This window comes from Sporosarcina sp. resist (assembly GCF_014302295.1).
In the GTDB taxonomy this organism is placed as follows: Bacteria; Bacillota; Bacilli; order Bacillales_A; family Planococcaceae; genus Sporosarcina; species Sporosarcina psychrophila.
In genome coordinates this window covers 3,580,336-3,606,709 of record NZ_CP060287.1, presented here as the reverse complement: position 1 = coordinate 3,606,709, position 26,374 = coordinate 3,580,336, and the positions used below count along the sequence as shown (strand labels likewise).

The following is a 26,374-nucleotide window of genomic DNA, read 5'->3' as shown; positions in this document are numbered from 1 at the left end:
ATGTGGTTACCATTACTTGGTCTTGTACTCGGAATTTCGATGGGTCTATTATCAGACATTCAAATTCCACAGGTATATGAAAATTACTTATCAATTGCTGTACTGGCTGCCCTTGATACGCTATTCGGGGGCATCAGGGCTCATTTACAGCAAGTATACGATGATAAGGTGTTTGTATCTGGATTCTTCTTTAACATAGTACTGGCGGCCGCACTGGCATTTTTAGGAGTGCATCTAGGAGTCGATTTATATCTTGCGGCAATTTTTGCATTCGGTGTAAGGTTATTCCAAAATATCGCCGTTATTAGAAGGATTTTGCTTGTTAAATGGGCAGAGCGAGGGAAAGTTACCAACACAAATGCACATTAATGAAGGGGTTTGAATAAGAGATGTCGAAAATATTTAGACAATGTACTCCCAATGCAATAGAATGGGAGTTAAGAGTTGATTTGGGAGGTGCCAGTAATTGAGCCAATCAGAATTATATGTATCACTTGATATAGGTTCTTCGTCAGTTAAGGTGTTAGTAGGTGAAGTGGATGGCGGATCCTTGCACGTTATCGGAGTTGGCAATGTTCAATCTGCGGGAATTCGGAAAGGGACAATCATCGATATTGATGCAACTGTCCAATCTATCCGAAAAGCGGTTGACCAGGCCGAAAGAATGATAGGGATGCAAATCCGTGAAGTCATTCTGGGCATTCCTGCAAATGGCGTTTCGTTACAGGACGTCAAAGGAGTTGTTGCAGTTAACTCGGAAAATCGTGAAATTACTGATGACGACCTCGATCGGGTTATGAAATCAGCGCAGGTCATGTCAGTTCCACCTGATCGGGAAATCGTTAACATCATTCCGAAACAATTTATTGTTGACGATTATGATGAAATAACGGATCCAAGGGGAATGATCGGTGTCCGGCTTGAAATGGACGGAACGCTTATTACTACATCAAAAACACTTATTCATAATATACTACGCTGCGTGGAACGAGCAGGTCTTGTAATCCAAGAAATCTACTTGCAACCGCTTGCTGCCGGTACGTTTGCTCTGACGAATGATGAAAAGAATCACGGCAGTGCATTTATTGATATCGGTGGTGGTTCTACCACAGTCTCCATTTTTGGCGAAAACCGATTCATGGCGACAGCAGTCATACCAGTTGGCGGGGATCATATTACAAAAGATCTTTCAATTATTTTGAAAACGCCAACTGAACAGGCAAGAAAAATTAAGCATCAGTATGGACATGCTTTCTCAGATGATGCATCGGATGATGAATTGTTTGAAGTACCTGTCATTGGTGCTGATTCAAAAGATCAGTACAGCCAAAGATACATATCGGAAATTATCGGTGTTCGGCTTGAAGAACTTTTTGATCTCGTTCTGGAAGAGCTGTACCGCATGGGCGTACATGATTTACCAGGTGGAGTCGTATTGACCGGTGGTATAACGAAGATGGATGGTATCCTACAATTAGCAAGACATGTGTTGAAAACAAGGGTCCGTATTCATACACCAGAGTATATCGGGGTAAGAGAACCGATGTATGCAACTGCGGTAGGACTTATACGCTATGCACATATGCAAGATTCTTATTTTGGTCATGTCCCTGAGTCAGCGACAGTTTCGGCTTCTGATAATCATACGCCGGCTCCGGTCAACAAGAAAAAGTCAGTAGACCGGAACAAAGAAAAGAAACCTGGTATTTTAGATAAAGCAAAGAAAGTCTTTGACAATTTCTTCGAATGATTCAATGAACAACTGTATGAAATGGACTAGGAGGAGAGACGATGCTAGAATTCGATACGAATGTTGACGCGTTAGCAGTCATCAAAGTAATTGGTGTAGGCGGTGGCGGTAATAATGCTGTAAATAGAATGATTGAACATGGTGTGCAAGGTGTGGAATTTATCGCAGTTAATACAGATGCTCAGGCACTAAACCTTTCGACTGCTGAAGTGAAGTTACAAATAGGTGGCAAATTGACACGCGGACTTGGGGCAGGTGCGAATCCGGAAGTTGGTAAAAAAGCTGCCGAAGAAAGCAGAGAACAAATCGAAGAAGCATTGCGCGGATCTGATATGGTGTTCGTTACTGCAGGTATGGGCGGTGGAACAGGTACTGGGGCTGCTCCAGTCATCGCACAAATTGCGAAAGATTTGGGTGCACTGACTGTTGGTGTTGTTACTAGGCCGTTCACTTTTGAAGGACGAAAACGCCAGACACAGGCAATCGGCGGTATAACATCTATGAAAGAATCTGTGGATACACTAATCGTCATACCAAATGATAAATTGCTTGAAATTGTAGATAAAAATACGCCAATGCTCGAAGCTTTCCGTGAAGCCGATAATGTGCTACGTCAAGGGGTTCAAGGTATTTCCGACTTGATCGCTGTACCTGGACTTATCAACTTAGACTTTGCAGACGTTAAGACAATCATGTCCAATAAAGGCTCTGCTCTTATGGGAATCGGGATGTCTACGGGAGAAAATCGTGCGGCTGAAGCGGCGAAAAAAGCCATTTCAAGCCCACTACTCGAAACGTCAATCGACGGTGCAAAAGGTGTACTTATGAATATCACAGGCGGTTCAAACTTGAGCCTATTCGAAGTACAGGAAGCTGCAGATATCGTTGCTTCAGCTTCAGATGAAGATGTGAATATGATTTTCGGTTCTGTCATCAATGACAACTTGAAGGATGAAATTATCGTAACAGTCATTGCAACAGGCTTCAGCGAAGAGCAGCTTACCGTATCTCGTCCTGCAAGAAGCCCGGGCTTCGGTGCAAGTCGTACACAACCGCCAACGCGTGAGCAGCAACCGCCAACTCAACAGCCACCAACACGTGAGCGTAGCAGAGAGGAAGCGCCACAGTTCCAACAACCGGAACCAACACGCCAACCTCAAGGTAATCAACAAGATGACACGCTCGATATTCCGACGTTTTTACGCAATCGTCGTCGTTAATAATGATGTAAGACTAAAAGCTTTCCAAAAAGTGCAACCGCGCTTTCTGGAAAGCTTTTTTTACGTTTAGTTAGCTATGAAGTGAATTAGGTGATGTTTGATTATTGTTGGCATGCTGCCCGATCATATTACGAGCGAACCGATCAAAAAGCATGTCTAGCCGATCATATAACGTGCCAACCAATCAAAAAGCATGTCTAACCAATCATATAACAGGCCAACCAATCATATACCCCGACCAACCGATTATATCGCTTCATTCAACTAACTAAAACGCTCGATATCTAAAATCGAATCCTGTCGATTTCTTTTTTTTGTCTGCCCCTAGTTCCGACAAACATTTTACGCCATAGGTGCTATCGTTGTTGTCAGGGAGGGCGGCTTATGTATGGGGAACTCATTGTAGGAGTGAATATGCTATTTAATTATGCAATTCTTTCATTCGCCAACAAAGTAGGAAACGTACAAGCCGCCCGCGGACGATTATTGTTCGCCTCTTTTGCGGGTGCGATGCCTGTCGTTATTTTTCCATCATCGGTGAGTGTTTTGGTTTTATCTTTTATTTGCATGACTGTTTGCGCTTTTGGAAAGGCTTTTGAGCTGTGGAAAAAATCTGCGACAATGGTTTTGATAGGGGCGGTATTTGCTGGTGGTTTACTAACGGCTTTTCAATATCGCATCCATATGTCCAGTTCAGCGTTTACAGTTCTTGCCTATGCAGTTGTCGCATACATTTCTCTTTATTTCATGAGGAAAAAATGGCTTGATGTCAGAACTGCACGCCATGTTTCCGAGCTTCGTGCTTCTTCAGTTCTCTCTATTTGGGATGCTGAAGTAGAGGTTGATGTATTCGTCGATTCGGGTAACGGTTGCACGGAGCCATTGTCTGGTTCTCCAGTCCATTTTGTTTCGTTAAAGGTGCTGGAAAAGCATATACCGGAAGATTTGATGAAGCCTTTGCTTGCTTGGAATCCTCAAGGAACACCTTCAATGTCGGAGTTTCCTGAGGGCTATCACAAACAAATAAGGCTGATTCGGTTAGTAACGGTGCAAGGACAGTCTTGGGCAGTTGGTTTTCGATTCAAGCAATGGGTTTTAGGAGAAGGGAACGTGCTGCAACCTGGTTATATTGTAGTGACAAAGAATGATCGTCGTTATCCGGACGGTGCGGGAGCAATCTTGCATGTATCCGCAATGGAGTCATTAAACGGGGAGAGGGGAACTGCTTATGCTGTATAAATTTAGAAAATGGATGTCGATAATCACTAGCTTTTTTAAAAGGAAAAGCGGCACATACTATATCGGAGGTCATGAGTCCCTTCCAAAGCCGTTGACCCGGGAAGAAGAAGCAATAACAATCCAAGCATTTATGGAAGGCGATATGAACGCGCGTGACAGACTAATTGAAAAAAACCTTCGTCTTGTTGTTTACATTGCACGTCGTTTTGATAACACAAATACACATATTGAAGATCTTATCAGTATAGGTGCAATCGGACTTATAAAGGCAATCGAAACTTTTAAGACCGACAAAAACATCAAATTAGCCACATATGCATCCCGCTGTATTGAAAATGAGATTCTAATGCATCTTCGAAAAACAAACAAAACACGATCTGAGATTTCTTTTGATGAACCGTTAAATTCAGATGCGGACGGTAATGAATTACTATTATCGGATATTCTTGGCACAGATGAGCATATTATCATTGATGATGTCGAAAGAAAAATCGAGCGCCAGCATATGATTGAAGCAATTACGAGTCTCGATGAACGAGAGCGTTATATTATGGAATGCCGTTTCGGTTTGACGGGACAAGAGGAAATGACACAGAAAGAAGTAGCAGAACTGCTTGGGATTTCTCAATCCTATATTTCACGGCTCGAAAAAAAAATCATCTCGGAACTGCGTGAAAGCTTGAATCATCCGATTGCATAATGGGTGAAATTGGCGATGCGAATTTCCGCATATTCTGGACGACTGCGGACAGACTATCTTGTACAGTCATCTACAGAATGCGGAGGAAAAGCTAATGGTGCGTACAAGAGTTGAAATTTGTGGAATCGATACGTCCGAATTGCCGTTACTCACAAACGACGTGATGAAAGCAACGTTTATCAGGTTACAGAGCGGAGATCATGCAGCAAGGGAAGAGCTCGTCATTGGCAATTTGCGTCTCGTCCTAAGTCTGGTCCAAAGATTCGCATACAGGGGGGAACAAGCGGATGATTTATTTCAAGTCGGATGTATCGGCTTGCTTAAATCAATTGACAACTTCGATTTGAAACATAATGTCAGATTTTCAACATACGCAGTCCCGATGATTATTGGAGAAATTAAAAGACATCTACGTGATCATCATTCAATACGAGTATCAAGATCACTTCGAGATACCGCTTATAAGGCAATAAGAGCGAAAGAGCAGTTCATTAATGATAATCAAAGAGAACCGCGAATATCGGATTTGTCTGAAGCAACAGGTATACCCGCCGATGATATTCTCTTTGCCCTTGATGCAATTCAAGATCCAATGTCCCTTCATGAGCCTATGAACGGGGACGGCGGTGATCCAGTATTTATGATGGATCAAATACAGGACAAAACGGTTTCAGAAGAACGGTGGCTGACGTATGTATCTGTTAAAGAAACTGTATCTAGTATGGATGAAAGACAACAATCAATTCTTTCAAAACGTTTTTATTTGGGACAAACGCAGACCGAAATCGCTAAGGAACTAGGCATTTCACAAGCCCAGATTTCCCGATTGGAGAAGAGTGCAGTTCAAACCATTCGGGAAGGGATGGAACAATAATGATAAATGTAACGCAATGCGCTAACTGCATTGCGTTTTTTCTCGTGCCTATGTGCATATATTCATTGTAAGGAGGGATTTTATGAGGTTTTCAGAAATACAAAAAAAAGAAGTTATCGACGCTACTAAAGGAACGTTCCTTGGATTCGTCCAGGATGCAACAATTGACACTGTAACTGGAAAAGTTGAATCCTTGCACGTAGGTGGTGGAGAACGGAACAGTTTTTTTGATACAAAAGACAAGGATACGAAAAAGGTCAATCTTAAAGAGATTACAACAATCGGTAAAGATATTGTGCTTGTGGGCAAAAAGAATGCAGAAAAATGATTCATTATTGATATGTTCAGCCTAGGTTGGTACAATGAAGTGAAAGATTGAGGAAAAGTAGTGATTATAATGGGAAATCTACAGCAACGAATACAAAAAATCGAACAAGATATACAAGCAACTTGTGACCGCGTAGGTCGAAACAGATCTGAAATTACGGTCGTTGCTGTTACGAAGGAAGTTTCGACAGCAAGAACATCTGCGGTGCTGGAAGAAAACATCCGACATCTTGGCGAAAATCGACCTGAAGGCCTACTAGGGAAACAGGAAACGATACAAAGTGGTGCCATCTGGCATTTCATCGGTAATGTTCAAAGCAGAAAAGTGAAAGAAATCATCAATCGAATTGACTATTTACATTCTGTTGATCGAATGAGTTTGGTTAAGGAAATTCATAAGCGTTCCAATCATGTTGTTGATTGTTTCATTCAAGTGAATGTTTCCGGTGAATCAAGTAAATCAGGTGTAACATCAGCTGAACTTGATTGCTTTATTGAAGATGTGGCGGCTTATGATAAAATTCGAATTATAGGTTTAATGACAATGGCTCCTTTCACAAAGAATATGGATGAGATTCGTTCCGTATTCCGCTCGTTAAGGGAACTTCGAGACGGCATCTCGGCAAAAAAATTGCCACATGCACCTTGTACTCAATTGTCCATGGGAATGTCAAATGATTTCATTATCGCTATTGAAGAAGGTGCAACTCATGTAAGAATCGGGACTGCACTTGTCGGAGCAGAAAGCGAGGGAGACGTATGAGCATTAAAAACAAGTTTGAGAAATGGTTTTACCTAGACGACGAAGAAAAAGAAGTACAAGAACAGCCACGCCGGGAAGAACAGCGTCCTGCGCAGGAGCAGCCACGCAGCAGAGCACCAATGAGGAAGCAAGTAGCAGGCGAACCACAACAGTCAGCAACGGTTGTCAGCTTGCAAAGTGTCCAGAAGTCTTCCAAAGTTATTCTTATTGAGCCCCGTGTCTATGCTGAGGCGCAAGACATTTCTGAGCACTTGAAAAATAAGCGTGCAGTTGTTGTGAATTTACAGCGAATTGAGCGTGATCAAGGAATTCGAATTGTCGATTTCCTAAGCGGTACTGTTTATGCGCTTGGAGGAGACATCCAGCGAATTGGCACTGATATTTTCCTTTGCGTGCCGGAGAATGTGGAAGTTGCTGGTGCAATCTCCGATTATTTTGAACGATAGAAATTGAATGAGGTGTACCAACAGAATGGAAAATATTTTAGGGTTAATTTATCAAGGAATAACAGGAGCAATATCGATTTACTCAATACTTCTTATTATCTATATACTAATGTCATGGATACCTGCTTCTCGTGAGACTAAGTTTGGTATAATACTTGGGAAGATTACCGAGCCTTATTTAGGGTTTTTCAGAAAATTCATTCCACCTCTTGGAATGATTGATATATCACCAATCGTTGGTATATTTGCGTTAAGGTTTATCTCTGATGGCGTTACAGCAATATTTTTGATGTTGTTATAAAATGATTACGTCGTCCTCACTTATGTGAGGATTTTTCTATAAGGAGCCGGAGAAATGGAAACTATACTGCAGCATTTCAGAAAAGATGAACAGCCTTTCATCGAAATGGCGATTGGCTGGATACGTGAAGTGGAAGATACTTATTCACCAAAACTAACAGGATTCTTGGATCCTAGGCAGCAGCGCATTGTAGAATCTCTTGCGGGCAGTTCGATGCTATTGGTCGGATTGTACGGAGCTTTTCCGGAAGCGGAAAGACGAAGAGTTCTTATCTATCCAGATTATTATGTACCAGAACCAGTCGATTATCGAATAGCTATTTTTGATGTGAAGTATGCTTCTAAGTTTTTGAAACTTGATCACAAGGACATCCTGGGCTCGATGATGTCATTAGGCATTGACCGTTCGAAATTCGGGGACATCCGAGTGGTTGATGATCAAGTCCAGTTTGCAGTCGCAGATGAGTTAAAGGATTATATGACGGCTAATTTTTTATCGATTGGGAAAGCGAAAGTGACGGTTGAAGAAAGTAATCGTCCGGAAGACTGGATAGTCACGACAGATACATGGACAGAAGAAATGCATATCGTTAGTTCATTACGACTCGACGTAGTAACAGCGGCATTAGTAACTATTCCACGCCAAAAAGCGGCGACGCTTGTGCATGGGGAAAAAGTGAAAGTGAATTGGGCTGTTAGAGATCAGCCTGCATTTGAACTTCAAGAGTCAGATATGATATCAATTAGAGGTTCTGGCCGTTTTAAAGTGATCGCAATTGAAGGAAGAACGCGTAAAGATAAGATTCGGCTAATTGTTGGGAAATTAGAATGACTTGTCAGATAATAGTTTGAAAAAGAACTGTTATCTGATGCCTTAACATGTATAATAGAGAATGAATAAGTTAAAGGGGAGATGCTTTAAATGGCTTTATCACCACTTGATATACATAATAAAGAATTTGCCAATAAGTTTCGTGGATATGATGAAGATGAAGTAAATGAGTTTTTGGAACAAATCATGAAAGATTTTGAAAATATACTTGAAGAAAACAAAACATTGAAAAGCAATTTGAAACAATCAGAAGAACAGGTCTCCCATTTTAACTCAATCGAGCAAACGCTACAAAAATCGATTCTTATCGCTCAGGAAGCTGCGGAAGACGTTCGTCGCAACTCTATGAAAGAATCGAAATTGATTGTCAAGGAAGCAGAAAAAAATGCGGATCGAATTGTCAATGAGGCACTTTCCCGCGCGCGTAGAATTTCTGTGGAAATTGAAGATCTTAAGAAACAGTCCAAGGTTTTCCGTACACGTTTCAAAATGCTCATTGAAGCGCAACTTGATCTGATTCAGTCAGATGATTGGGACGTTTTACTTGAGTACGAAATCGATGCGGAACGTTTAGAAATGGCAGCCGACCTGGATTCATAAGGAAACTTGACTTTAGTCTTAATTCACACATATACTTATAGGCATATATTTAGAACAGGCGTTGAAAGAGAAAGTACCTTCCAAATCTGAGAATAGCGAGCCGGGGGCGGTGGAAGCCCGGTCAACGGATTGGAAATGAAAATCACTCTCGAGCCGGATTGCGGAATGATTTACGTGATCCCGGAAACACCCCGTTATGGTGTCTGAGTGGTAGCAAATTCGTTTGCTACAAGTAGGGTGGTAACGCGAGAATAATTCTTCGTCCCTTTTTAGGGGTGGGGATTTTTTTATTTTTGCCTGTGCCTTGTGTCTACAGGATGTAGGTATGGGGTCTTTGCCACAGGACGTGGCGAAGGCTGCGATCCTTTTGCGCTTTTCTATTTTAAAGGAGGAAAAAACATGGAGTACAAAGATACATTACTTATGCCGAAAACAGAATTCCCGATGAGAGGTAACTTACCTAACAAAGAGCCATTACTGCAAGAAAAATGGGCAGAGATGGACATTTATAAAAAAGTACAGGAACGAACTGCGGGTCGCCCGTTCTTCGTATTACACGATGGTCCTCCATATGCGAATGGTGATCTTCATATGGGTCACGCCATGAACAAAGTATTGAAAGATATGATTGTCCGCCACAAATCAATGACAGGTTTCCACGCGCCATACGTTCCAGGCTGGGATACACATGGACTGCCGATTGAACAGGCATTAGTGAACAAAGGCGTAAAAAGAAAAGAAATGTCAGTAGCAGAATTCCGAAAAATGTGTGAGGAATATGCGCTTGGTCAGATTGACAATCAGCGTAGCCAGTTCAAACGGATTGGTGTACGTGGCGATTGGGATAATCCATATATCACGCTAAAACCAGCTTTTGAGGCGCGTCAAATTCAAGTGTTTGGTGAAATGGCTAAAAAAGGATATATCTATAAAGGATTGAAACCAGTTTATTGGTCACCATCAAGTGAATCTGCACTTGCTGAGGCGGAAATCGAGTACCAGGATAAGAAATCACCATCTATCTATGTTAGTTTCCCTGTGAAAGATGGACTTGGCGTAATTGATGAAGATGTTAACTTCTTAATCTGGACGACAACTCCATGGACGATTCCTGCAAACCTTGGGATTTCTGTCCATCCGGAATTTGAATACGTTATTGTTAAAGCGGGAGAAGAGAAATTCCTTATCGCTAAAGATTTACTTACGTTTGTCGCAGAAGAACTTGGTTGGGAAGACCATGTTGTTGAGCGTGAACTGAAAGGTTCTGAACTCGACCGTGTTGTTGCGAAGCACCCATTGTATGACCGCGATTCGCTTGTTATGCTCGGTGATCATGTTACAGCCGAAGCGGGTACTGGATGTGTCCATACAGCTCCAGGCCACGGGGAAGATGACTTCTACGTGTCTAAATCATATGGTATTGATGCTCTTTCTCCTATCGATGATCGCGGTGTTATGACTGATGAAGCGCCAGGCTTCGAAGGTCTGTTTTATGAAGATGCAAATAAAGCAGTTACAGAGGCACTCGACAAAGTGGGCGCGCTTAAGAAATTATCATTCATCACTCACTCGTATCCACATGATTGGCGCACGAAAAAACCGGTTATTTACCGCGCGACTGCACAATGGTTTGCTTCAATTGAGTCGTTCCGTACGGAATTACTTGATGCTATTAAAAAGACGAAATTCACACCTTCATGGGGCGAAACAAGATTGTATAACATGGTTCGCGACCGTGGTGACTGGTGTATTTCACGTCAGCGTGTATGGGGGGTTCCAATTCCAGTGTTTTACGCTGAAAACGGTGAACCAATCATTACAGATGAAACAATTGCCAACGTTTCGGAATTGTTCCGTGAAAACGGATCGAATGTCTGGTTCGAACGAGAAGCAAAAGATTTACTGCCAGAAGGTTTCACCCACGAAGGCAGTCCGAACGGAGAGTTTACAAAAGAGACGGACATCATGGACGTTTGGTTCGATTCAGGCTCAACACACCAAGGTGTGCTAGTAGAACGGGATGATCTCGTTTACCCGGCGGACCTGTATCTTGAAGGATCTGACCAATACCGTGGATGGTTTAACTCATCACTCACGACAAGTGTTGCCATCAATGGCCATGCACCATATAAAGGCTTGCTAAGCCATGGTTTCACTCTTGACGGAGAAGGACGTAAAATGAGTAAATCAATCGGGAACGTAATCATTCCCGCAAAAGTAATGAACCAGCTTGGTGCAGACATTCTTCGCCTGTGGGTATCATCTGTTGATTACACAGCGGATGTACGGGTTTCTGATTCTAACTTCAAGCAAGTTTCTGAAGTATATAGAAAAATTCGTAACACACTGCGTTTCCTACACGGCAATACATCAGATTTCAATCCGGCTACAGATGCTGTGGCATTTGAAAATCTTCGTACAGTAGACAAATTTGTCTATGTGAGACTACAGGATTTGATCAAAGAAGTGCGTGAAGCTTATGAAAACTACGAATTCGCTGGTGTTTATCATGCGGTGAATAACTTCTGTACAGGTGAATTAAGCTCGTTCTACCTAGATATCGCCAAAGACGTTGTTTACATCGAAGGTGCAGATCATCCACATCGTCGTGCGATGCAAACAGTGATGTATGAAACGCTGATTACGCTGTTGAAATTGTTAACACCTATTGTGCCGCATACGACAGATGAAATGTGGGCATTTATCGAGCACAAGACCGAAGAAAGTATTCAGCTGACGGATATGCCAGAAGCACAAGATCTTGGACAAGAAGCACAGGCATTGCGTGAGCGTTTCGCAACATTGATGCTTGTTCGTGACGATGTTTTGAAGGCACTGGAAGAAGCGCGTAATAGTAAAATTATCGGGAAATCGCTTGAAGCGAAAGTAACGGTTGCTGTCCCTGAAAAACTGGCAGATGTATTCGCAGCGGATGATATTGACTTCGCACAATTCTTTATCGTATCGAAGTTTGCTGAAGGAGATATCGCTAACATGCCGGAAGGTACTTTGAAACTGGATGCTGTAAGTGTTCTTGTTGAAAATGCAGATGGCGAAAAATGTGAGCGTTGCTGGACGATTTCTGAAACAATCGGCTCAGACGAAACACATCCTACACTATGTACACGTTGTGCAGAAGTTGTAAAAGTGCATTATTCGTAAAATTATCAAACTGTAAGCCGCTGCTGCTGTCTTTATATAAGACTGGTTGCAGCGGCTTTTTAAAAGGTAAGAAAGCATAAGTTTTTTTACATGGATCTGTGTCTAGACTCCAGACGCCAGCCCCTAGGCCCCCACGAAGGGGGTCATGCAGTCTTTGCGACAGGAAGTCGCGACTTTAGACTGCCTTCCTTTCGCTTCATTCTTGCTGAAAAGGCATAGTACGCCTTTATCATCAAGACTTCCAGCGCTTGTCGGGGCTAAACGGCGCCTTGCGCTTTTCTTATATTACTCATTTAGCGTTGAAACGCGCTCATATAGGTGTCGATGTGGTAAAATGGAACGTAATCTGTCGGACGGGGGTATTTGGATTGTTCATTTATTACGGATTAGCGGCATTCGTCATTATTTTGGATCAGTTTACGAAATGGCTAGTCGTTAAAAACATGGAGCTCGGCGAAAAAATTAGCATTGCAGATCCTTATTTAGGGCTTCTTTCTCATCGCAACAAGGGAGCCGCTTGGGGTATGCTTGAAGGACAAATGTGGTTATTTTATATTGTCACAGTTGCCGTTGCAATTGGTATTATTTATTTCTTCCATAAAGAAGCGAAAGGGCAACCGCTCTTTGGATTCAGTTTAATGTTTCTTCTTGGTGGTGCGATTGGTAATTTTATCGATCGTCTGTGGCGCAAGGAAGTTGTCGATTTTGTCGATGTCACAATCCCGGTTATCAACTACGATTTTCCAATCTTTAATGTTGCAGATGCAGCGTTAACGGTCGGTGTGATTATGATCATCATTCATATTATTATGGATGAAAAAAAGAACAAGAAAAAGGTGTCGTAATGGAAAAAATAGAAATTGAAATAACTGAAGAACACAAAGGAAGCCGAATAGACAAAGCTTTGTCTGCAGTCAATCCTGAATGGTCACGTACGCAAATTCAATCATGGCTGAAAGACAGCCTTGTTCTAGTAAGCGGAATTCAAGTGAAACCTAATTATAAAGTAAGACTGGGAGATATAGTGACGGTGGAAGAACCTGAACTGGAAGTGCTTGACATGGTTGCTGAGGAATTAAATCTCGATATCGTCTATGAAGATAAGGACGTACTCGTTGTCAATAAAGCGCGTGGCATGGTTGTTCATCCTGCGCCAGGTCATCCATCAGGAACGGTCGTAAATGGTCTTATGCACCACTGCACGGACCTTTCAGGTATTAACGGAGTGGTGCGCCCAGGGATTGTCCATCGTATTGATAAAGATACGTCAGGGCTTTTGATGGTCGCGAAAAATGATAAGGCACATGTATCGTTAGTAGACCAGCTTGTGAACAGGTCAGTAACGCGTGTTTATACTGCACTTGTCCATGGCCATATACCACATGATAATGGAACAATTGACGCGCCAATCGGCCGTGATCAACGGGAACGACAAAATATGGCTATCGTTGATAAAGGAAGGCATGCGGTAACGCACTTCAAAGTAATCGAACGGTTCGGGGATTATACGCTTGTCGAATGCAGATTAGAAACAGGCAGAACGCATCAAATTCGGGTGCATATGAAATATATTGGTTATCCACTTGTTGGAGATCCGAAATATGGACCGAAAAAAACACTTCAATTTAATGGACAAGTATTGCATGCAGGTACGCTCGGTTTTGATCATCCCGTAACAGGTGAGTACTTGGAATTCAACAGTCCTCTACCTGAAGACTTTAAAGACTTGGTTGATGAAGTTAGGAAAAGCGTTGACAAAACAGAAGAGTAAATTGTATACTGAACGAAGCAATTGAATAGCGATACCTTTAACATCAGTCCAGAGAGGCTGGGAAGGTTGCACGGAAGTACAGTCAAACTGCTGCGCGCAGTTTCTATGTACATTTATTTCTGCACGTATACCCTCCCGCCATCCTAGGCCGGGAGGGTTTTTTATGTCTAGCAACAGGCGCCAGACTCTCGGGTCATAAGTCAGACCAGCTACACGGCAAAGAACGCCGCTTCGCCGATCCGCCTTATGCCTGTCGCGGGCCTACAGGATGTAGGTCACGCAGACGTTGCCACACGATGTGGCGACCTTAGGCTGTGTTCACTTGACGGCGCCTTACGCTTTTCATATAGGAGAATATCCAAGCTAATCGGCTCCTGGAAGGCATTTGACCGAAAGACAGAAGTAAACAAGGAAATGGAGGATGTTGAAATGACGGAAAAAGCAAATATTCTAGATGAACAGGCAATTGGCAGGGCGGTTACCCGAATTGCACACGAAATAATTGAACGCAACAAAGGAATTGACGCTTGTATTCTTGTCGGCATCAAAACACGCGGTGCTTTCTTAGCGAAAAGACTTGCTGAAAAGATTGAACTTATCGAAGGAAAACCGATTAAAGCCGGTGAACTTGATATCACACTATATAGGGATGACCTCACGTTGAAACATAGTAACAATGAACCGCTTGTTCAGCAGGTAGACATCAAGCATGACGTGACAGATATGAAAGTAATTTTGGTAGACGACGTTCTCTATACAGGTAGAACAGTTCGGGCAGCGATGGATGCAGTTATGGACCTTGGAAGACCAGCATCAATCCAACTAGCAGTACTTGTTGACCGTGGTCACCGTGAATTGCCAATACGACCAGACTTCGTCGGTAAAAACATCCCAACTTCAAGTGATGAGCGAGTCGTCGTGAGTGTAGAAGAAACAGATGGCAAAGATAGCGTGTCGATTCATTCTAAATAGTAGCGAAGGTGCCTTATAAGGGGATTCTTTATCTCAACATAATATGAATACAAAATAAAGTAATCCGCACGGGGGTATTGGCAATGGATGAAAAAGTGTTAGATGTGCATGAAAAACCGGCACCAGCTAGGTGGATTATCCTTAGTTTACAACATATGTTTGCCATGTTTGGAGCAACAATATTAGTACCTCAGCTCGTCGGATTAAGTCCGGCAATCGCCCTTCTGACAAGTGGTATTGCAACAATCGTCTTTATCCTTGTTACACGATTCCAAGTGCCGGCGTACTTAGGCTCATCTTTCGCCTTCATTATCCCGATACAAGTCGCAACTCAAACGGGTGGAATTGGCAGTGCGATGATAGGAAGCATGTTTGTGGCACTTGTCTACGGAATTATTTCATTGCTCATTTGGAAAACGGGCTACAATTGGATCATGAAAGTTTTGCCACCGATTGTTGTAGCGCCTGTCATCATCGTAATTGGACTGGCACTTTCACCAACTGCAATCAGCATGGCAAGTACCATCCAAGTTGGAGATGAAAAGGTATATAACCTGCTTCATTTCTCGGCTGCACTTGTTACGCTAGCAGCTGCTATCATCTGCCTCATGTTTTTCAAGGGAATCATTAGCTTAATGCCAATCCTAATCGGCATCATCGTCGGTTACATTTACTCGGCTTTCATCGGGATCTTAGATTTTACAAAAGTTATGGAAGCAAAGTGGTTTGAATTTCCGGAAATGTTAATTCCAGGTGTGGATTATGATTTCGTCATTACACCTACACTGCTCTTTCTTATGGTGCCAATAGCAATTGTCACAATATCGGAGCATATCGGCCATCAACTTGTCCTTGGACGAATCGTTGGAAGAGATTACATAAAAAATCCAGGATTGAACCGCTCATTACTAGGTGATGGACTTGGAACACTCATAAGTGGTCTTGTAGGAGGTCCACCTAAAACGACATACGGTGAAAATATCGGTGTTCTTGCGCTTACTCGAGTTTACAGTGTCTATGTCATTTTAGGAGCTGCTGTTTTCGCCATAGCCTTCTCCTTCTTAGGAAAAGTGATGGCATTGATTGCGACGATTCCGACGGCAGTGCTCGGCGGGGTTTCAATTCTCTTGTTCGGAATTATTGCTTCATCTGGCTTGCGCATGCTCGTGGATCACAAAATTGATTTTGGCAGCCAGCGTAATCTTGTCATCGCCTCAGTCATTCTAGTCATTGGAATCGGGGGGGCGAGCATCGAATTTAGTGATACTTTCCAAATTGAAGGAATGGCCCTAGCGGCAATTATCGGTGTGATACTCAACTTGGTCCTGCCGGGGAGAACAAATGAAAGTCTAGTTGACGAAAAAGAATAGAAAACCTTTTAACACTGTTCCGAGAGTCAGGGAAAGGTTCGTTTGACACCCATTCTGCACAATAAGTGTAGGGTTTGGATTGTCATACCTAACGAGCCTTTCCGTTTATCGGGAAGGCTCGTTTTTCAATATGTCTAGGCTTCAGCACCCAGGCCATTAAGCTTTTCAATAAAAGGAGGACAAACCAGATGCAGCATCTTGTTTCGATGAAACACCTGACTGAAGAAGAAATTATGGCAATCCTTGATCGTGCTGATACATTCAAAAAACGTGGAGTCCGAGAATTGCCCGGGAAATATAGTGTCAGTAACTTATTTTTTGAACCGAGTACACGAACGAAAATGAGTTTTGAAATGGCACAACGGAAACTCGGACTTGATGTATTACCATTCGAATCCAGCTTCTCTAGTACATTAAAAGGAGAAACGCTTTATGACACAGTCAAAACGCTCGAAGCAATAGGTGTCGATGCACTTGTTATCCGTCATCCCGAAGATGGTTACTATGAGCAGTTGATTGGTAGAACGTCAGTTTCTATCATTAATGGAGGAGACGGTTCAGGTCAGCATCCGACTCAATCACTGCTGGATTTATTCACAATTAAAGAAGAGTTTGGTTCATTTCAAGGATTGAACGTACTGATTACAGGGGATATCACACATAGCCGAGTTGCACGGTCCAATGCCGATGCTCTGACGAAGCTTGGCGCAAACGTGACATTCCTTTGCCCGGCTGAATGGGCAGGCGAATTCAACAGTGTGGATTCGTGGGATGAAGTGATTAAAAACAGTGATGTGGTTATGCTGCTACGGGTTCAACATGAAAGACATGAGGCAGAAATAAACTTTGCTGGTGAAAGTTATCATGAAAGATACGGCCTGACAGAAGCCCGCGAGCAGCTAATGAAAGAAAATGCAATCATCATGCATCCCGGACCATTTAACCGAGGTGTGGAAATAGCAGATACCTTAATCGAATGTCCGAAATCACGGATTTTCAAACAAATGGAAAATGGTGTATACATACGGATGGCCGTATTAGAAGCAGTATTGAAAGGGAGGAATTGACATGCAGAAACTTATTCAAGGGGTTCAGATGCTAAACGGTGACGGGGAACTTGTCACAGCAGATGTAAAAGTAACGGGTGATAAAATTACGGAAATCGGTAAGCAGTTACCAGTAGAACACGCTGAAGTAATCGACGGCAAAGGACTTTTACTAGCACCCGGCTTCATAGATGTCCACGTGCATCTTCGTGAACCGGGCGGAGAGCATAAAGAGACAATCGAAAGCGGAACATTGGCAGCAGCAAAAGGCGGTTACACAACTATCTGTGCAATGCCAAATACACGGCCTGTACCGGATACAAAAGAAAATCTGACATTTGTCAATGACTTAATCGCACAGAAGTCCTTAATCCGTGTCCTTCCATACGCATCTATTACAATTCGGGAAGCCGGTAAAGAACGGACGAATCTCGCAGAACTAAAAGAACACGGAGCTTTCGCATTTACGGATGATGGTGTTGGTATACAACAGGCTGGAATGATGTACGAAGCGATGCAGGAAGCAGCTAAAATCGGTATGCCGATTGTTGCACACTGTGAAGATAATACGCTTATCTACGGTGGTGCTATGCATGAAGGCAAACGTAATAAGGAACTGGGACTTCCAGGAATTCCTTCTATAGCAGAATCGGTCCATATCGCTCGGGATATTTTATTAGCTGAAGCGGCAGGCGCTCATTATCATGTTTGCCACGTCAGCACGAAAGAGTCGGTTCGAGTAATCCGTGACGCGAAGAAAGCGGGGGTCCATGTGACTGCTGAAGTAAGTCCGCATCATCTTCTACTGTCGGAAGATGATATTCCAGGCGATGATGCCGATTGGAAAATGAATCCGCCACTTCGCGGAACAGAAGATCTCGCAGCACTACGCGAAGGATTGCTCGACGGCACACTGGATTTCATAGCAACAGATCACGCACCGCATACTGCGGAAGAGAAAGCAGTCGGTTTTGCAAAAGCACCATTCGGCATTACTGGTTTTGAAACAGCGTTCCCACTCCTTTATACGAACTTTGTTAAAAAAGGAACATGGACATTGCAGCAGCTCATCGATTGGATGACGAAAAAACCAGCGGATGTATTCGGCTTACCATACGGTAAAATTGAAGTTGGAGCCACTGCGGATTTAGTATTACTTGATTTGAACAAAGAAGCAAAAATAGATCGCACAACATTTGTATCTAAAGGTAAGAACACACCATTTGACGGTTTGACATGCACAGGATGGCCAGTTAAAACGATTTTCAGTGGAAAAGTAGTTTGGGAGGATGGACAATGATGAAAAAAAGAATGCTTATTTTAGAAGACGGCACAATTTTTGAAGGAATCGCTTTTGGTTCCGACGAGGCTTCAATCGGTGAAACAGTATTCACAACTGGGATGACGGGCTATCAGGAAACCATTTCCAATCCTTCGGGAGCTGGACAAATCATTGTGATGACCTACCCGCTTATCGGTAACTATGGCATTAACCGAGACGATTACGAATCAATTGAACCAGCAGCAAGCGGCTTAGTCGTTCGTGAACTAGCGGACGAGCCATCGAACTTCCGAAGCGGCATGACGCTTTGCGAACTGTTGACGATGAAGGGCATTCCTGGAATTCAAGGAATCGATACACGTAAACTAACACGGTTGCTACGCGACAAAGGGGCACTAAAAGGGATTTTGACTTCTGCAGGAGAAGAAGTAAACGTGCAAGAAACGGTTGCGCATGTCGCTTCTTACGTCTTACCGACAGATCTTGTTGCACGCGTTTCGACACAAAAACCTTATCCAAGTCCAGGTCGCGGAGAGCGAATCATCCTTATCGACTATGGTATGAAACATGGTATTTTACGTGAATTAAATGAGAGAGATTGTGACGTTATTGTCGTTCCATATAATACAACAACGAAAGAAATTCTTTCTTTATCACCAGATGGCATTGTGTTGTCAAATGGACCGGGCAATCCGATGGATGTTGAAGGTACAGTTGAAGTGATTAAAGAGTTGCTAGGAAAAGCCCCAATGTTCGGGATAGGGCTTGGCCATCAGCTGTTTGCCCTTGCTTGTGGAGCACGCACAGTGAAATTGAAAAATAGTCATATGGGTGGCAATCATCCCGTAAAAGATTTGGCTACAGGTAGGACGGAATTAACTTCACAATGCCATGGCTACTCAGTAGATGAAGAATCACTTGCAGGTACAAATCTTGAAGTGACACACAAAGCACTTAATGACGGCTCAGTTGAAGGTGTGAAAAGCACGAAATACGAAGCGTTTTCCGTACAGTTTCATCCGGAAGCATCACCAGGACCAGAAGATTCGAAACATCTGTTTGACCGATTCATGGATATAATGAAAACAAGCAGCCGAGAGGGGAATTTCAATGCCTAAACGTACAGATATTGAAACTATATTAGTTATCGGGTCAGGCCCGATTGTCATTGGCCAGGCGGCAGAGTTCGACTATGCCGGAACACAAGCGTGTCTTTCGTTGAGAGAAGAAGGCTATCGCGTCATTCTCATTAACTCCAACCCAGCAACCATTATGACGGATACGGAAATTGCAGACAAAGTATACATTGAACCACTTACACTTGAGTTTATTAGCCGCATTATCCGAAAAGAGCGCCCGGATGCACTTCTTCCTACACTGGGTGGTCAAACGGGTCTGAACATGGCGATTGAACTGCACGAATCAGGTATTTTGGATGAACTTGGCGTTGAAATTCTTGGAACAAAGCTCAATGCAATTCACCAAGCGGAAGACCGTGACCTATTTCGCACGCTGATGAATGAACTAGGTGAACCTGTTCCAGATAGCGATATTATCCACAACCTTGAAGAGGCCTATACACTTGTCGAAAGAATCGGTTACCCAGTTATCGTTCGTCCTGCATTTACAATGGGTGGAACTGGCGGAGGAATTTGCTATAACGATAAAGACCTTGATGAAATCGTCACAGGTGGCTTGAAATACAGCCCCGTCACACAATGTCTGTTAGAAAAGTCGATTGCTGGCTACAAGGAAATTGAATATGAAGTGATACGAGATTCAGCGGACAACGCAATTATAGTTTGTAATATGGAAAACGTTGATGCTGTTGGAATCCATACAGGTGATTCAATCGTCGCGGCCCCATGTCAAACGATGACAGACCGAGAAAATCAGATGCTGAGGAATGTGTCATTGAAAATTGTTCGTGCACTGAAAATCGAAGGCGGATGTAATGTCCAACTTGCGCTCGATCCATACAGCTTTAACTATTACATCATTGAAGTGAATCCACGTGTGAGTCGGTCATCTGCACTTGCGTCGAAAGCGACGGGATATCCAATTGCAAAAATCGCTGCAAAAATAGCGGTCGGACTCACGCTTGATGAAATGATGAACCCGGTCACAGGTACAACATATGCTTGTTTCGAACCGACACTCGATTACATCGTGACGAAAATCCCGCGCTGGCCATTTGATAAATTCGAATCTGCTAAACGGAACTTGGGTACACAAATGAAAGCGACAGGCGAAGTAATGGCAATCGGTCGTACATTTGAAGAGTCCATTTTGAAAGCAGTTCGCTCACTTGAAACAGGACAATTTGGCTTATCGTTGAAAAATGGTTCGACAATGACAGACGAATGGATTGAAAAACGTATCCGTCGTGCAGGCGATGAGCGTTTGTTCTTCATCGGCGAAGCATTCCGTAGAGGCGCGACAGTTGAGACGATTCACGAATGGAGTCAAATCGACGCCTTTTTCTTACGCAAGTTCCAGAAAATCGTTCAGTTTGAACTAGTCTTAAAAGCGAATCCGTTTGACTATGAAACGTTGCGCACTGCAAAACGTATGGGCTTCTCTGACGTAACAGTTGCAGAACTATGGAGTACAGATGAGCGTGTGATTTACGATTGGCGAAAAGAGCATGGCCTTATTCCAGTCTATAAAAAGGTGGATACATGTGCAGGCGAATTTGAATCGGATACACCGTACTTTTACGGCACGTATGAAGATGAAAATGAATCCATTAAAACAGAGAAGAAAAGTGTTATCGTTCTAGGTTCTGGCCCGATTCGTATCGGACAGGGCGTCGAGTTCGACTATGCGACGGTCCACTCTGTATGGGCAATTCAAGAAGCTGGTTACGAAGCGATCATCATCAACAACAACCCTGAAACGGTGTCAACAGACTTCTCGATTTCGGACAAATTATACTTTGAACCTCTGACAATCGAAGATGTTATGCACATTGTTGACCTAGAACAGCCTGAAGGCGTTATCGTTCAATTCGGTGGACAAACAGCCATCAACCTAGCGGCTGGCCTCGAAGCGCGCGGCGTGAAAATTTTAGGAACATCTCTAGAAGATATTGACCGTGCGGAAAACCGTAATAAGTTTGAAAGTGCATTGCGTGAAATCGGAATTCCTCAGCCTTTAGGAAAAACAGCTGTTTCAGTACCAGAAGCTGTCGCGATTGCCAATGAAATCGGTTATCCTGTACTCGTTAGACCTTCTTATGTACTTGGTGGACGTGCGATGGAAATTGTCTACCATGAAGAAGAACTTCTTTATTACATGGAGCACGCAGTTGAAGCAAGCCCAGATCATCCTATACTTGTCGATCGCTACCTGACAGGAACTGAAATCGAAGTCGATGGCATATGCGATGGAGAAAATGTATTGATCCCAGGCATTATGGAACATATTGAACGTGCAGGCGTTCACTCGGGTGACTCGATTGCCGTGTTCCCTCCACAAAATTTATCGGCTTCTCAGATGGAGACAATCGCTGATTATACGACACGCCTTGCAAAAGGACTTGGAATTGTAGGTCTTCTCAATATCCAGTTCGTCATCTCAGAAGGGCAAGTCTACGTCATCGAAGTAAATCCACGATCAAGTCGTACGGTTCCATTCTTAAGTAAAATCACGAACATTCCGATGGCAAACATTGCGACAAAAGCCATTCTAGGTCAATCAATTATCGAACAAGGGTATAAAAATGGACTTGCTCAGGCACCATCAGGCGTCTACGTTAAAGTACCAGTCTTCTCATTTGCGAAATTGCGTCGAGTAGATATAACGCTTGGACCTGAAATGAAATCGACAGGAGAAGTAATGGGAAAAGATACTACGCTCGAAAAAGCATTGTATAAAGGCCTTGTTGCAGCGGGTATGGAAATAAAAGAATACGGTTCTGTGATAATGACTGTTTCTGACAAGGATAAAGAAGAGATGGTCAGCATCGCTAAACGCTTTACAGCTATTGGTTACCGAATTTTAGCGACTGGAGGCACGGCTTCTGTTCTAGAGGACGCAGGTATCCGCGTGAAGACAATCGGTAAAATTGGTTCTGAAGGTCCAACACTTCTGGATGTTATTCAAAAAGGGGAAGCACAAATTGTTATCAATACACTGACAAAAGGAAAACAACCTGAACGTGATGGCTTTAGAATTCGTCGCGAATCAGTTGAAAATGGCATTCCTTGCTTCACTTCACTTGATACGGCAGATGCAATGCTACGCGTTATCGAATCAATGACATTCCAAACTGAGGAAATGGGGAAAGTGGAGGAAACTATATGATCATCCAAGATCGAATGACGGTTACTTCACAACAGCAAATTGCCCATAATATTTTCGAAATGAAGTTAAACGGTAAATTGGTCGGGGAAATTACTTCCCCAGGCCAGTTTGTCCATATTCGTGTGTCAGACTCGTTTGAACCACTATTAAGACGTCCAATTTCAATCGCTTCGATTGATCAAGAGGCTGGCGAAATGACCATTATTTATCGCGCGGAAGGTCGGGGGACTACCATCCTTTCACAGAAACGTGCGGGCGATGAAGTTGATGTACTTGGTCCGCTAGGGAATGGTTTTCCTGTTGAAGAAACGGCAACTGGAGAAACGGCCATTTTAATTGGCGGAGGAATCGGTGTACCACCATTGTATGAGCTGTCGAAGCAATTGACGGCGAAGGGCGTGAAATGCACGCATGTCTTAGGATTCCAATCAAAGGATGTCGTGTTTTACGAAGAAGAGTTCAGTAAACTCGGTGAAACACATATCGTAACTGTTGACGGTTCACAAGGAACGGCAGGTTTCGTGACTACTGTCATGGCGGAACTTGGCAATGACTTTGCAACGTATTACAGCTGCGGTCCAATGCCTATGCTTGAAGCGATTGAAAAAATGTACGCAGGGAAAAAAGGCTTTCTGTCATTCGAACAACGGATGGGTTGCGGTATTGGCGCTTGTTTCGCATGTGTTTGTCAAACAACGGAAGGATCGGAAAAAGCCTATATTAAAGTATGCTCAGATGGTCCAGTATTCCCAGCAGGGGTGGTGGCAATATGAATAGACTATCGATTGAATTACCAGGTTTATCATTAAAGAACCCAATTATGCCTGCGTCCGGTTGTTTCGGATTCGGTAAAGAATATGGCCAACTGTATGATTTGTCACTGCTTGGCGCAATTATGATCAAAGCGACAACACTTGAAACGAGGCTCGGCAATCCGACACCGCGTGTTGCAGAAACGGCATCCGGTATGCTAAATGCAATCGGCCTGCAAAATCCGGGTCTAAAAGGCGTATTGGAAGGCGAGTTGCCTTGGCTTGAACAATTTGATGTGCCAATTATTGCAAACGTTGCCGGTACAGAAACAGCTGACTACGTGGAAGTGGCGAAAGCCGTATCTCAAGCACCAAATGTTAAAGCACTTGAGCTGAATATTTCTTGTCCGAACGTCAAAGCGGGAGGCATTACTTTTGGAACAGATCCTGAAATCGCCAAAGAGCTGACGAGAGCGGTAAAAGAAGTGTCTTCAGTTCCGGTGTATGTCAAACTATCTCCAAATGTCACTGACATCGTGGCAATTGCACAGGCGGTTGAAGCAGGCGGAGCAGATGGCATAACGATGATAAACACACTGATTGGTATGCGTCTTGATCAGAAAACCGGCCGACCCGTTATTGCAAATGGGACAGGCGGCTTGTCTGGTCCTGCTGTTAAACCAGTTGCGATTCGGATGGTCTATGAAGTAAGTAAAGCGGTCAATATTCCGATTATTGGAATGGGTGGCGTGACAGAAACGGCTGACATTATCGACTTTATATCTGCGGGTGCAAGTGCTGTCGCGGTAGGAACAGCGAACTTCGTCAATCCATTTATTTGTCCGCAAATCATTGAACAATTGCCAGCTAAGTTGGACGAGCTTGGCATTCATCATATTTCTGAACTGATAGGGAGGAGTCATCGTCTATGAAAACATCCCCGATTATAGCACTCGATTTTGATTCGGCTGAAAAGACATTCGACTTCCTGCGTGCTTTTGATGGAGACGTCAATGTCAAAGTGGGCATGCAACTTTATTATAAAGCAGGGCCCGCGATTGTGGCTCGGTTAAAAGAACAAGGTTATGATGTATTCCTAGATTTGAAATTGCATGATATTCCAAACACAGTGAAATCTGCGATGGAAGTGCTTGCGGGATTTGGTGTTGACCTTGTGAATGTTCATGCAGCTGGAGGAAAGACAATGATGGAGGCGGCTCTTGAAGGATTGGATAAAGGGACACCAACCGGATTATCACGGCCGTCACTCATCGGTGTTACACAACTGACGTCTACAGACGAGCGTCAAGTTCGTGAAGAGCAGTTGATCGGTGTTGGGCTACAAGAATCTGTCCTTCATTATGCTAAGCTGACGAAAGAAGCGGGTCTTGATGGTGTCGTTTGTTCTGTCCATGAAGCAACTGCGATCGCAGATGTTTGCGGAAAACCCTTCTTCAAAGTGACACCTGGTATACGCCTTGCAGATGGCGGAGCACATGATCAAAAACGGATTGCAACACCTGAAGAAGCGCGTCTAGCAGGTTCGACACATATCGTAGTCGGGCGAGCAATTACGGGGGCAACGGATCCGCGAGCAGCGTACGAACACATTCATGCACTTTGGAAGGGGACGGAATAACAATGGTGAAAAAAGAAGTTGCTGAAATCCTGTTACATGTTGGTGCAGTTGAATTAAGTCCTGAAGAACCGTTTACATGGGCATCAGGCATTGAGTCCCCTATCTACTGCGATAACCGATTGACGATGTCAGATCCGGTTGGACGGAAAAAGATTGCGGAAGGCCTAGCAGGATTGATTCGTGAAAATTATCCTGAAACAACTGTCATAGCTGGTACGGCTACAGCTGGAATCCCTCACGCGGCTTGGGTTGCGGACATTCTTGGATTACCGATGGTGTATATCCGTTCGAAAGCGAAAGAACATGGCCGAAGCCGTCAAATCGAGGGGAAAATACTTGATACTGATAAAGCGGTTATTATCGAAGATTTAATCTCAACGGGCGGTAGTAGCTTAAATGCGGCAGAAGCACTGCGTTCTGAAGGAATTGACGTGACTGGTATTGTTTCTATCTTTACATATGAACTGCAAAGTGCAGATGAAACATTCGCATCTGCAGGACTGACTTACAAAAGCCTGACTGATTTTGGTGCACTTGCTGAAGTCGCACAAGAAAAAGGGGCTATCAATGAAGAGTCAATGGCTAGTTTACTTGAGTGGCACGGGAAATTGAAGGCTGGTTTGTTGAAATAAACTACAAAAGGGCAAGCGTCTGTTATAAATGAATGCTGCCTAAATGCGGCACTTCCTGTGGCAACAAGGAGGGATGAAGTCCAATCCCTCCCGAACTGCATGACCCATATCCTGTCGACCCCGAGCCTCTAGGCGCTGGAGTTTGGATGTGAAATCTCTATGTTGCAGTTTACTCACAATGCATGATTAAATAGTTTCCTAAGCCAACAAAAAAGCTATTCCACGGTGAAATCCATGTGGAATAGCTTTTTTTAATTATCGTACCCATTAACATTTAACGCGATTAGAACAGCTTGTCGCGAATAGCGCAAACTACAGAAATCATTTATGTTTGTTACGGATGAGGGGATTTTGACGTTTAGCAGCTAGTATTGTGTAGGTTGGAGGTG

General features: G+C 43.4%; 25 protein-coding genes and 1 other annotated feature. All 25 genes read left to right on the top strand.

Translation table 11 applies throughout. From position 1 onward, the window contains the following. Positions 1-369, top strand: a complete 369-nt coding sequence (locus H7992_RS17655) for a small basic family protein (RefSeq protein ID WP_067211463.1) — start codon at positions 1-3, stop codon at positions 367-369. A 97-nt stretch (positions 370-466) separates the two neighbouring features. Further along, positions 467-1,750 (top strand): cell division protein FtsA, encoded by a 1,284-nt coding sequence (gene ftsA, locus H7992_RS17650; RefSeq protein WP_067211461.1) that lies wholly within the window; start codon positions 467-469, stop codon positions 1,748-1,750. Positions 1,751-1,791: 41 nt separating this feature from the next. Then, positions 1,792-2,970, top strand: coding sequence for a cell division protein FtsZ (gene ftsZ, locus H7992_RS17645; RefSeq protein WP_067211458.1), 1,179 nt, complete (start codon positions 1,792-1,794; stop codon positions 2,968-2,970). Between the two features lie 384 nt (positions 2,971-3,354). Then, on the top strand, positions 3,355-4,209 hold the full coding sequence (locus H7992_RS17640; protein WP_067211455.1) for a sigma-E processing peptidase SpoIIGA: 855 nt from the start codon (positions 3,355-3,357) through the stop codon (positions 4,207-4,209). Next, positions 4,199-4,909 (top strand): RNA polymerase sporulation sigma factor SigE, encoded by a 711-nt coding sequence (gene sigE / locus H7992_RS17635; RefSeq protein WP_082786644.1) that lies wholly within the window; start codon positions 4,199-4,201, stop codon positions 4,907-4,909. Before H7992_RS17640 ends, sigE begins: the two co-directional genes overlap by 11 nt. A 94-nt stretch (positions 4,910-5,003) precedes the next feature. After that, positions 5,004-5,783, top strand: a complete 780-nt coding sequence (gene sigG / locus H7992_RS17630; protein ID WP_067211453.1) for an RNA polymerase sporulation sigma factor SigG — start codon at positions 5,004-5,006, stop codon at positions 5,781-5,783. A gap of 82 nt (positions 5,784-5,865) precedes the next feature. Next, complete coding sequence (locus tag H7992_RS17625) at positions 5,866-6,111, top strand: PRC-barrel domain-containing protein (protein ID WP_067211451.1); 246 nt, start codon at positions 5,866-5,868, stop codon at positions 6,109-6,111. A gap of 69 nt (positions 6,112-6,180) precedes the next feature. Continuing rightward, positions 6,181-6,873, top strand: a complete 693-nt coding sequence (locus H7992_RS17620) for a YggS family pyridoxal phosphate-dependent enzyme (protein ID WP_187045443.1) — start codon at positions 6,181-6,183, stop codon at positions 6,871-6,873. Beyond that, positions 6,870-7,319, top strand: a complete 450-nt coding sequence (locus H7992_RS17615; RefSeq protein WP_067211448.1) for a cell division protein SepF — start codon at positions 6,870-6,872, stop codon at positions 7,317-7,319. Before H7992_RS17620 ends, H7992_RS17615 begins: the two co-directional genes overlap by 4 nt. Before the next feature lie 25 nt (positions 7,320-7,344). Beyond that, positions 7,345-7,620 carry a YggT family protein gene (locus H7992_RS17610; RefSeq protein ID WP_187045442.1) on the top strand — a complete coding sequence of 92 codons (276 nt, stop codon included), beginning with the start codon at positions 7,345-7,347 and terminating at the stop codon, positions 7,618-7,620. A gap of 54 nt (positions 7,621-7,674) precedes the next feature. Then, complete coding sequence (locus tag H7992_RS17605; protein ID WP_187045441.1) at positions 7,675-8,451, top strand: YlmH family RNA-binding protein; 777 nt, start codon at positions 7,675-7,677, stop codon at positions 8,449-8,451. Between the two features lie 90 nt (positions 8,452-8,541). Next, positions 8,542-9,051 (top strand): DivIVA domain-containing protein, encoded by a 510-nt coding sequence (locus H7992_RS17600; protein WP_067211441.1) that lies wholly within the window; start codon positions 8,542-8,544, stop codon positions 9,049-9,051. Between the two features lie 52 nt (positions 9,052-9,103). Further along, positions 9,104-9,321 (top strand) — a binding site (T-box leader). A gap of 129 nt (positions 9,322-9,450) precedes the next feature. Next, positions 9,451-12,213, top strand: a complete 2,763-nt coding sequence (gene ileS, locus H7992_RS17595; RefSeq protein ID WP_187045440.1) for an isoleucine--tRNA ligase — start codon at positions 9,451-9,453, stop codon at positions 12,211-12,213. Between the two features lie 368 nt (positions 12,214-12,581). After that, positions 12,582-13,058: a signal peptidase II gene (lspA, locus tag H7992_RS17590; protein WP_067211436.1), complete on the top strand. Its 477-nt coding sequence runs from the start codon at positions 12,582-12,584 to the stop codon at positions 13,056-13,058. Next, positions 13,058-13,984, top strand: coding sequence for an RluA family pseudouridine synthase (locus H7992_RS17585; RefSeq protein WP_067211434.1), 927 nt, complete (start codon positions 13,058-13,060; stop codon positions 13,982-13,984). Before lspA ends, H7992_RS17585 begins: the two co-directional genes overlap by 1 nt. 429 nt (positions 13,985-14,413) lie before the next feature. Continuing rightward, positions 14,414-14,956 carry a bifunctional pyr operon transcriptional regulator/uracil phosphoribosyltransferase PyrR gene (pyrR, locus tag H7992_RS17580; protein WP_067211431.1) on the top strand — a complete coding sequence of 181 codons (543 nt, stop codon included), beginning with the start codon at positions 14,414-14,416 and terminating at the stop codon, positions 14,954-14,956. Between the two features lie 83 nt (positions 14,957-15,039). Beyond that, complete coding sequence (locus H7992_RS17575) at positions 15,040-16,326, top strand: uracil-xanthine permease family protein (RefSeq protein ID WP_067211428.1); 1,287 nt, start codon at positions 15,040-15,042, stop codon at positions 16,324-16,326. A 188-nt stretch (positions 16,327-16,514) separates the two neighbouring features. Beyond that, a complete protein-coding gene (locus H7992_RS17570) occupies positions 16,515-17,393 on the top strand; it encodes an aspartate carbamoyltransferase catalytic subunit (protein WP_067211425.1) in 879 nt (292 codons plus the stop codon). A 1-nt stretch (position 17,394) separates the two neighbouring features. Beyond that, a complete protein-coding gene (locus H7992_RS17565) occupies positions 17,395-18,672 on the top strand; it encodes a dihydroorotase (RefSeq protein ID WP_187045439.1) in 1,278 nt (425 codons plus the stop codon). Continuing rightward, positions 18,672-19,772 (top strand): carbamoyl phosphate synthase small subunit, encoded by a 1,101-nt coding sequence (locus H7992_RS17560; RefSeq protein ID WP_187047941.1) that lies wholly within the window; start codon positions 18,672-18,674, stop codon positions 19,770-19,772. The genes H7992_RS17565 and H7992_RS17560 overlap by 1 nt, the downstream gene beginning before the upstream one ends. Beyond that, positions 19,765-22,962 (top strand): carbamoyl-phosphate synthase large subunit, encoded by a 3,198-nt coding sequence (gene carB, locus H7992_RS17555; protein ID WP_067211414.1) that lies wholly within the window; start codon positions 19,765-19,767, stop codon positions 22,960-22,962. Before H7992_RS17560 ends, carB begins: the two co-directional genes overlap by 8 nt. Further along, positions 22,959-23,735, top strand: coding sequence for a dihydroorotate dehydrogenase electron transfer subunit (locus H7992_RS17550; protein WP_187045438.1), 777 nt, complete (start codon positions 22,959-22,961; stop codon positions 23,733-23,735). The genes carB and H7992_RS17550 overlap by 4 nt, the downstream gene beginning before the upstream one ends. Beyond that, positions 23,732-24,646: a dihydroorotate dehydrogenase gene (locus H7992_RS17545; protein ID WP_067211409.1), complete on the top strand. Its 915-nt coding sequence runs from the start codon at positions 23,732-23,734 to the stop codon at positions 24,644-24,646. The genes H7992_RS17550 and H7992_RS17545 overlap by 4 nt, the downstream gene beginning before the upstream one ends. Continuing rightward, positions 24,643-25,353 carry an orotidine-5'-phosphate decarboxylase gene (pyrF, locus tag H7992_RS17540; RefSeq protein WP_187045437.1) on the top strand — a complete coding sequence of 237 codons (711 nt, stop codon included), beginning with the start codon at positions 24,643-24,645 and terminating at the stop codon, positions 25,351-25,353. Before H7992_RS17545 ends, pyrF begins: the two co-directional genes overlap by 4 nt. Before the next feature lie 2 nt (positions 25,354-25,355). After that, the gene (gene pyrE / locus H7992_RS17535) at positions 25,356-25,985 is read left to right on the top strand and encodes an orotate phosphoribosyltransferase (protein ID WP_187045436.1); all 630 of its coding nucleotides are present in this window, start codon (positions 25,356-25,358) and stop codon (positions 25,983-25,985) included. The last annotated feature ends 389 nt before the right edge of the window (positions 25,986-26,374 follow it).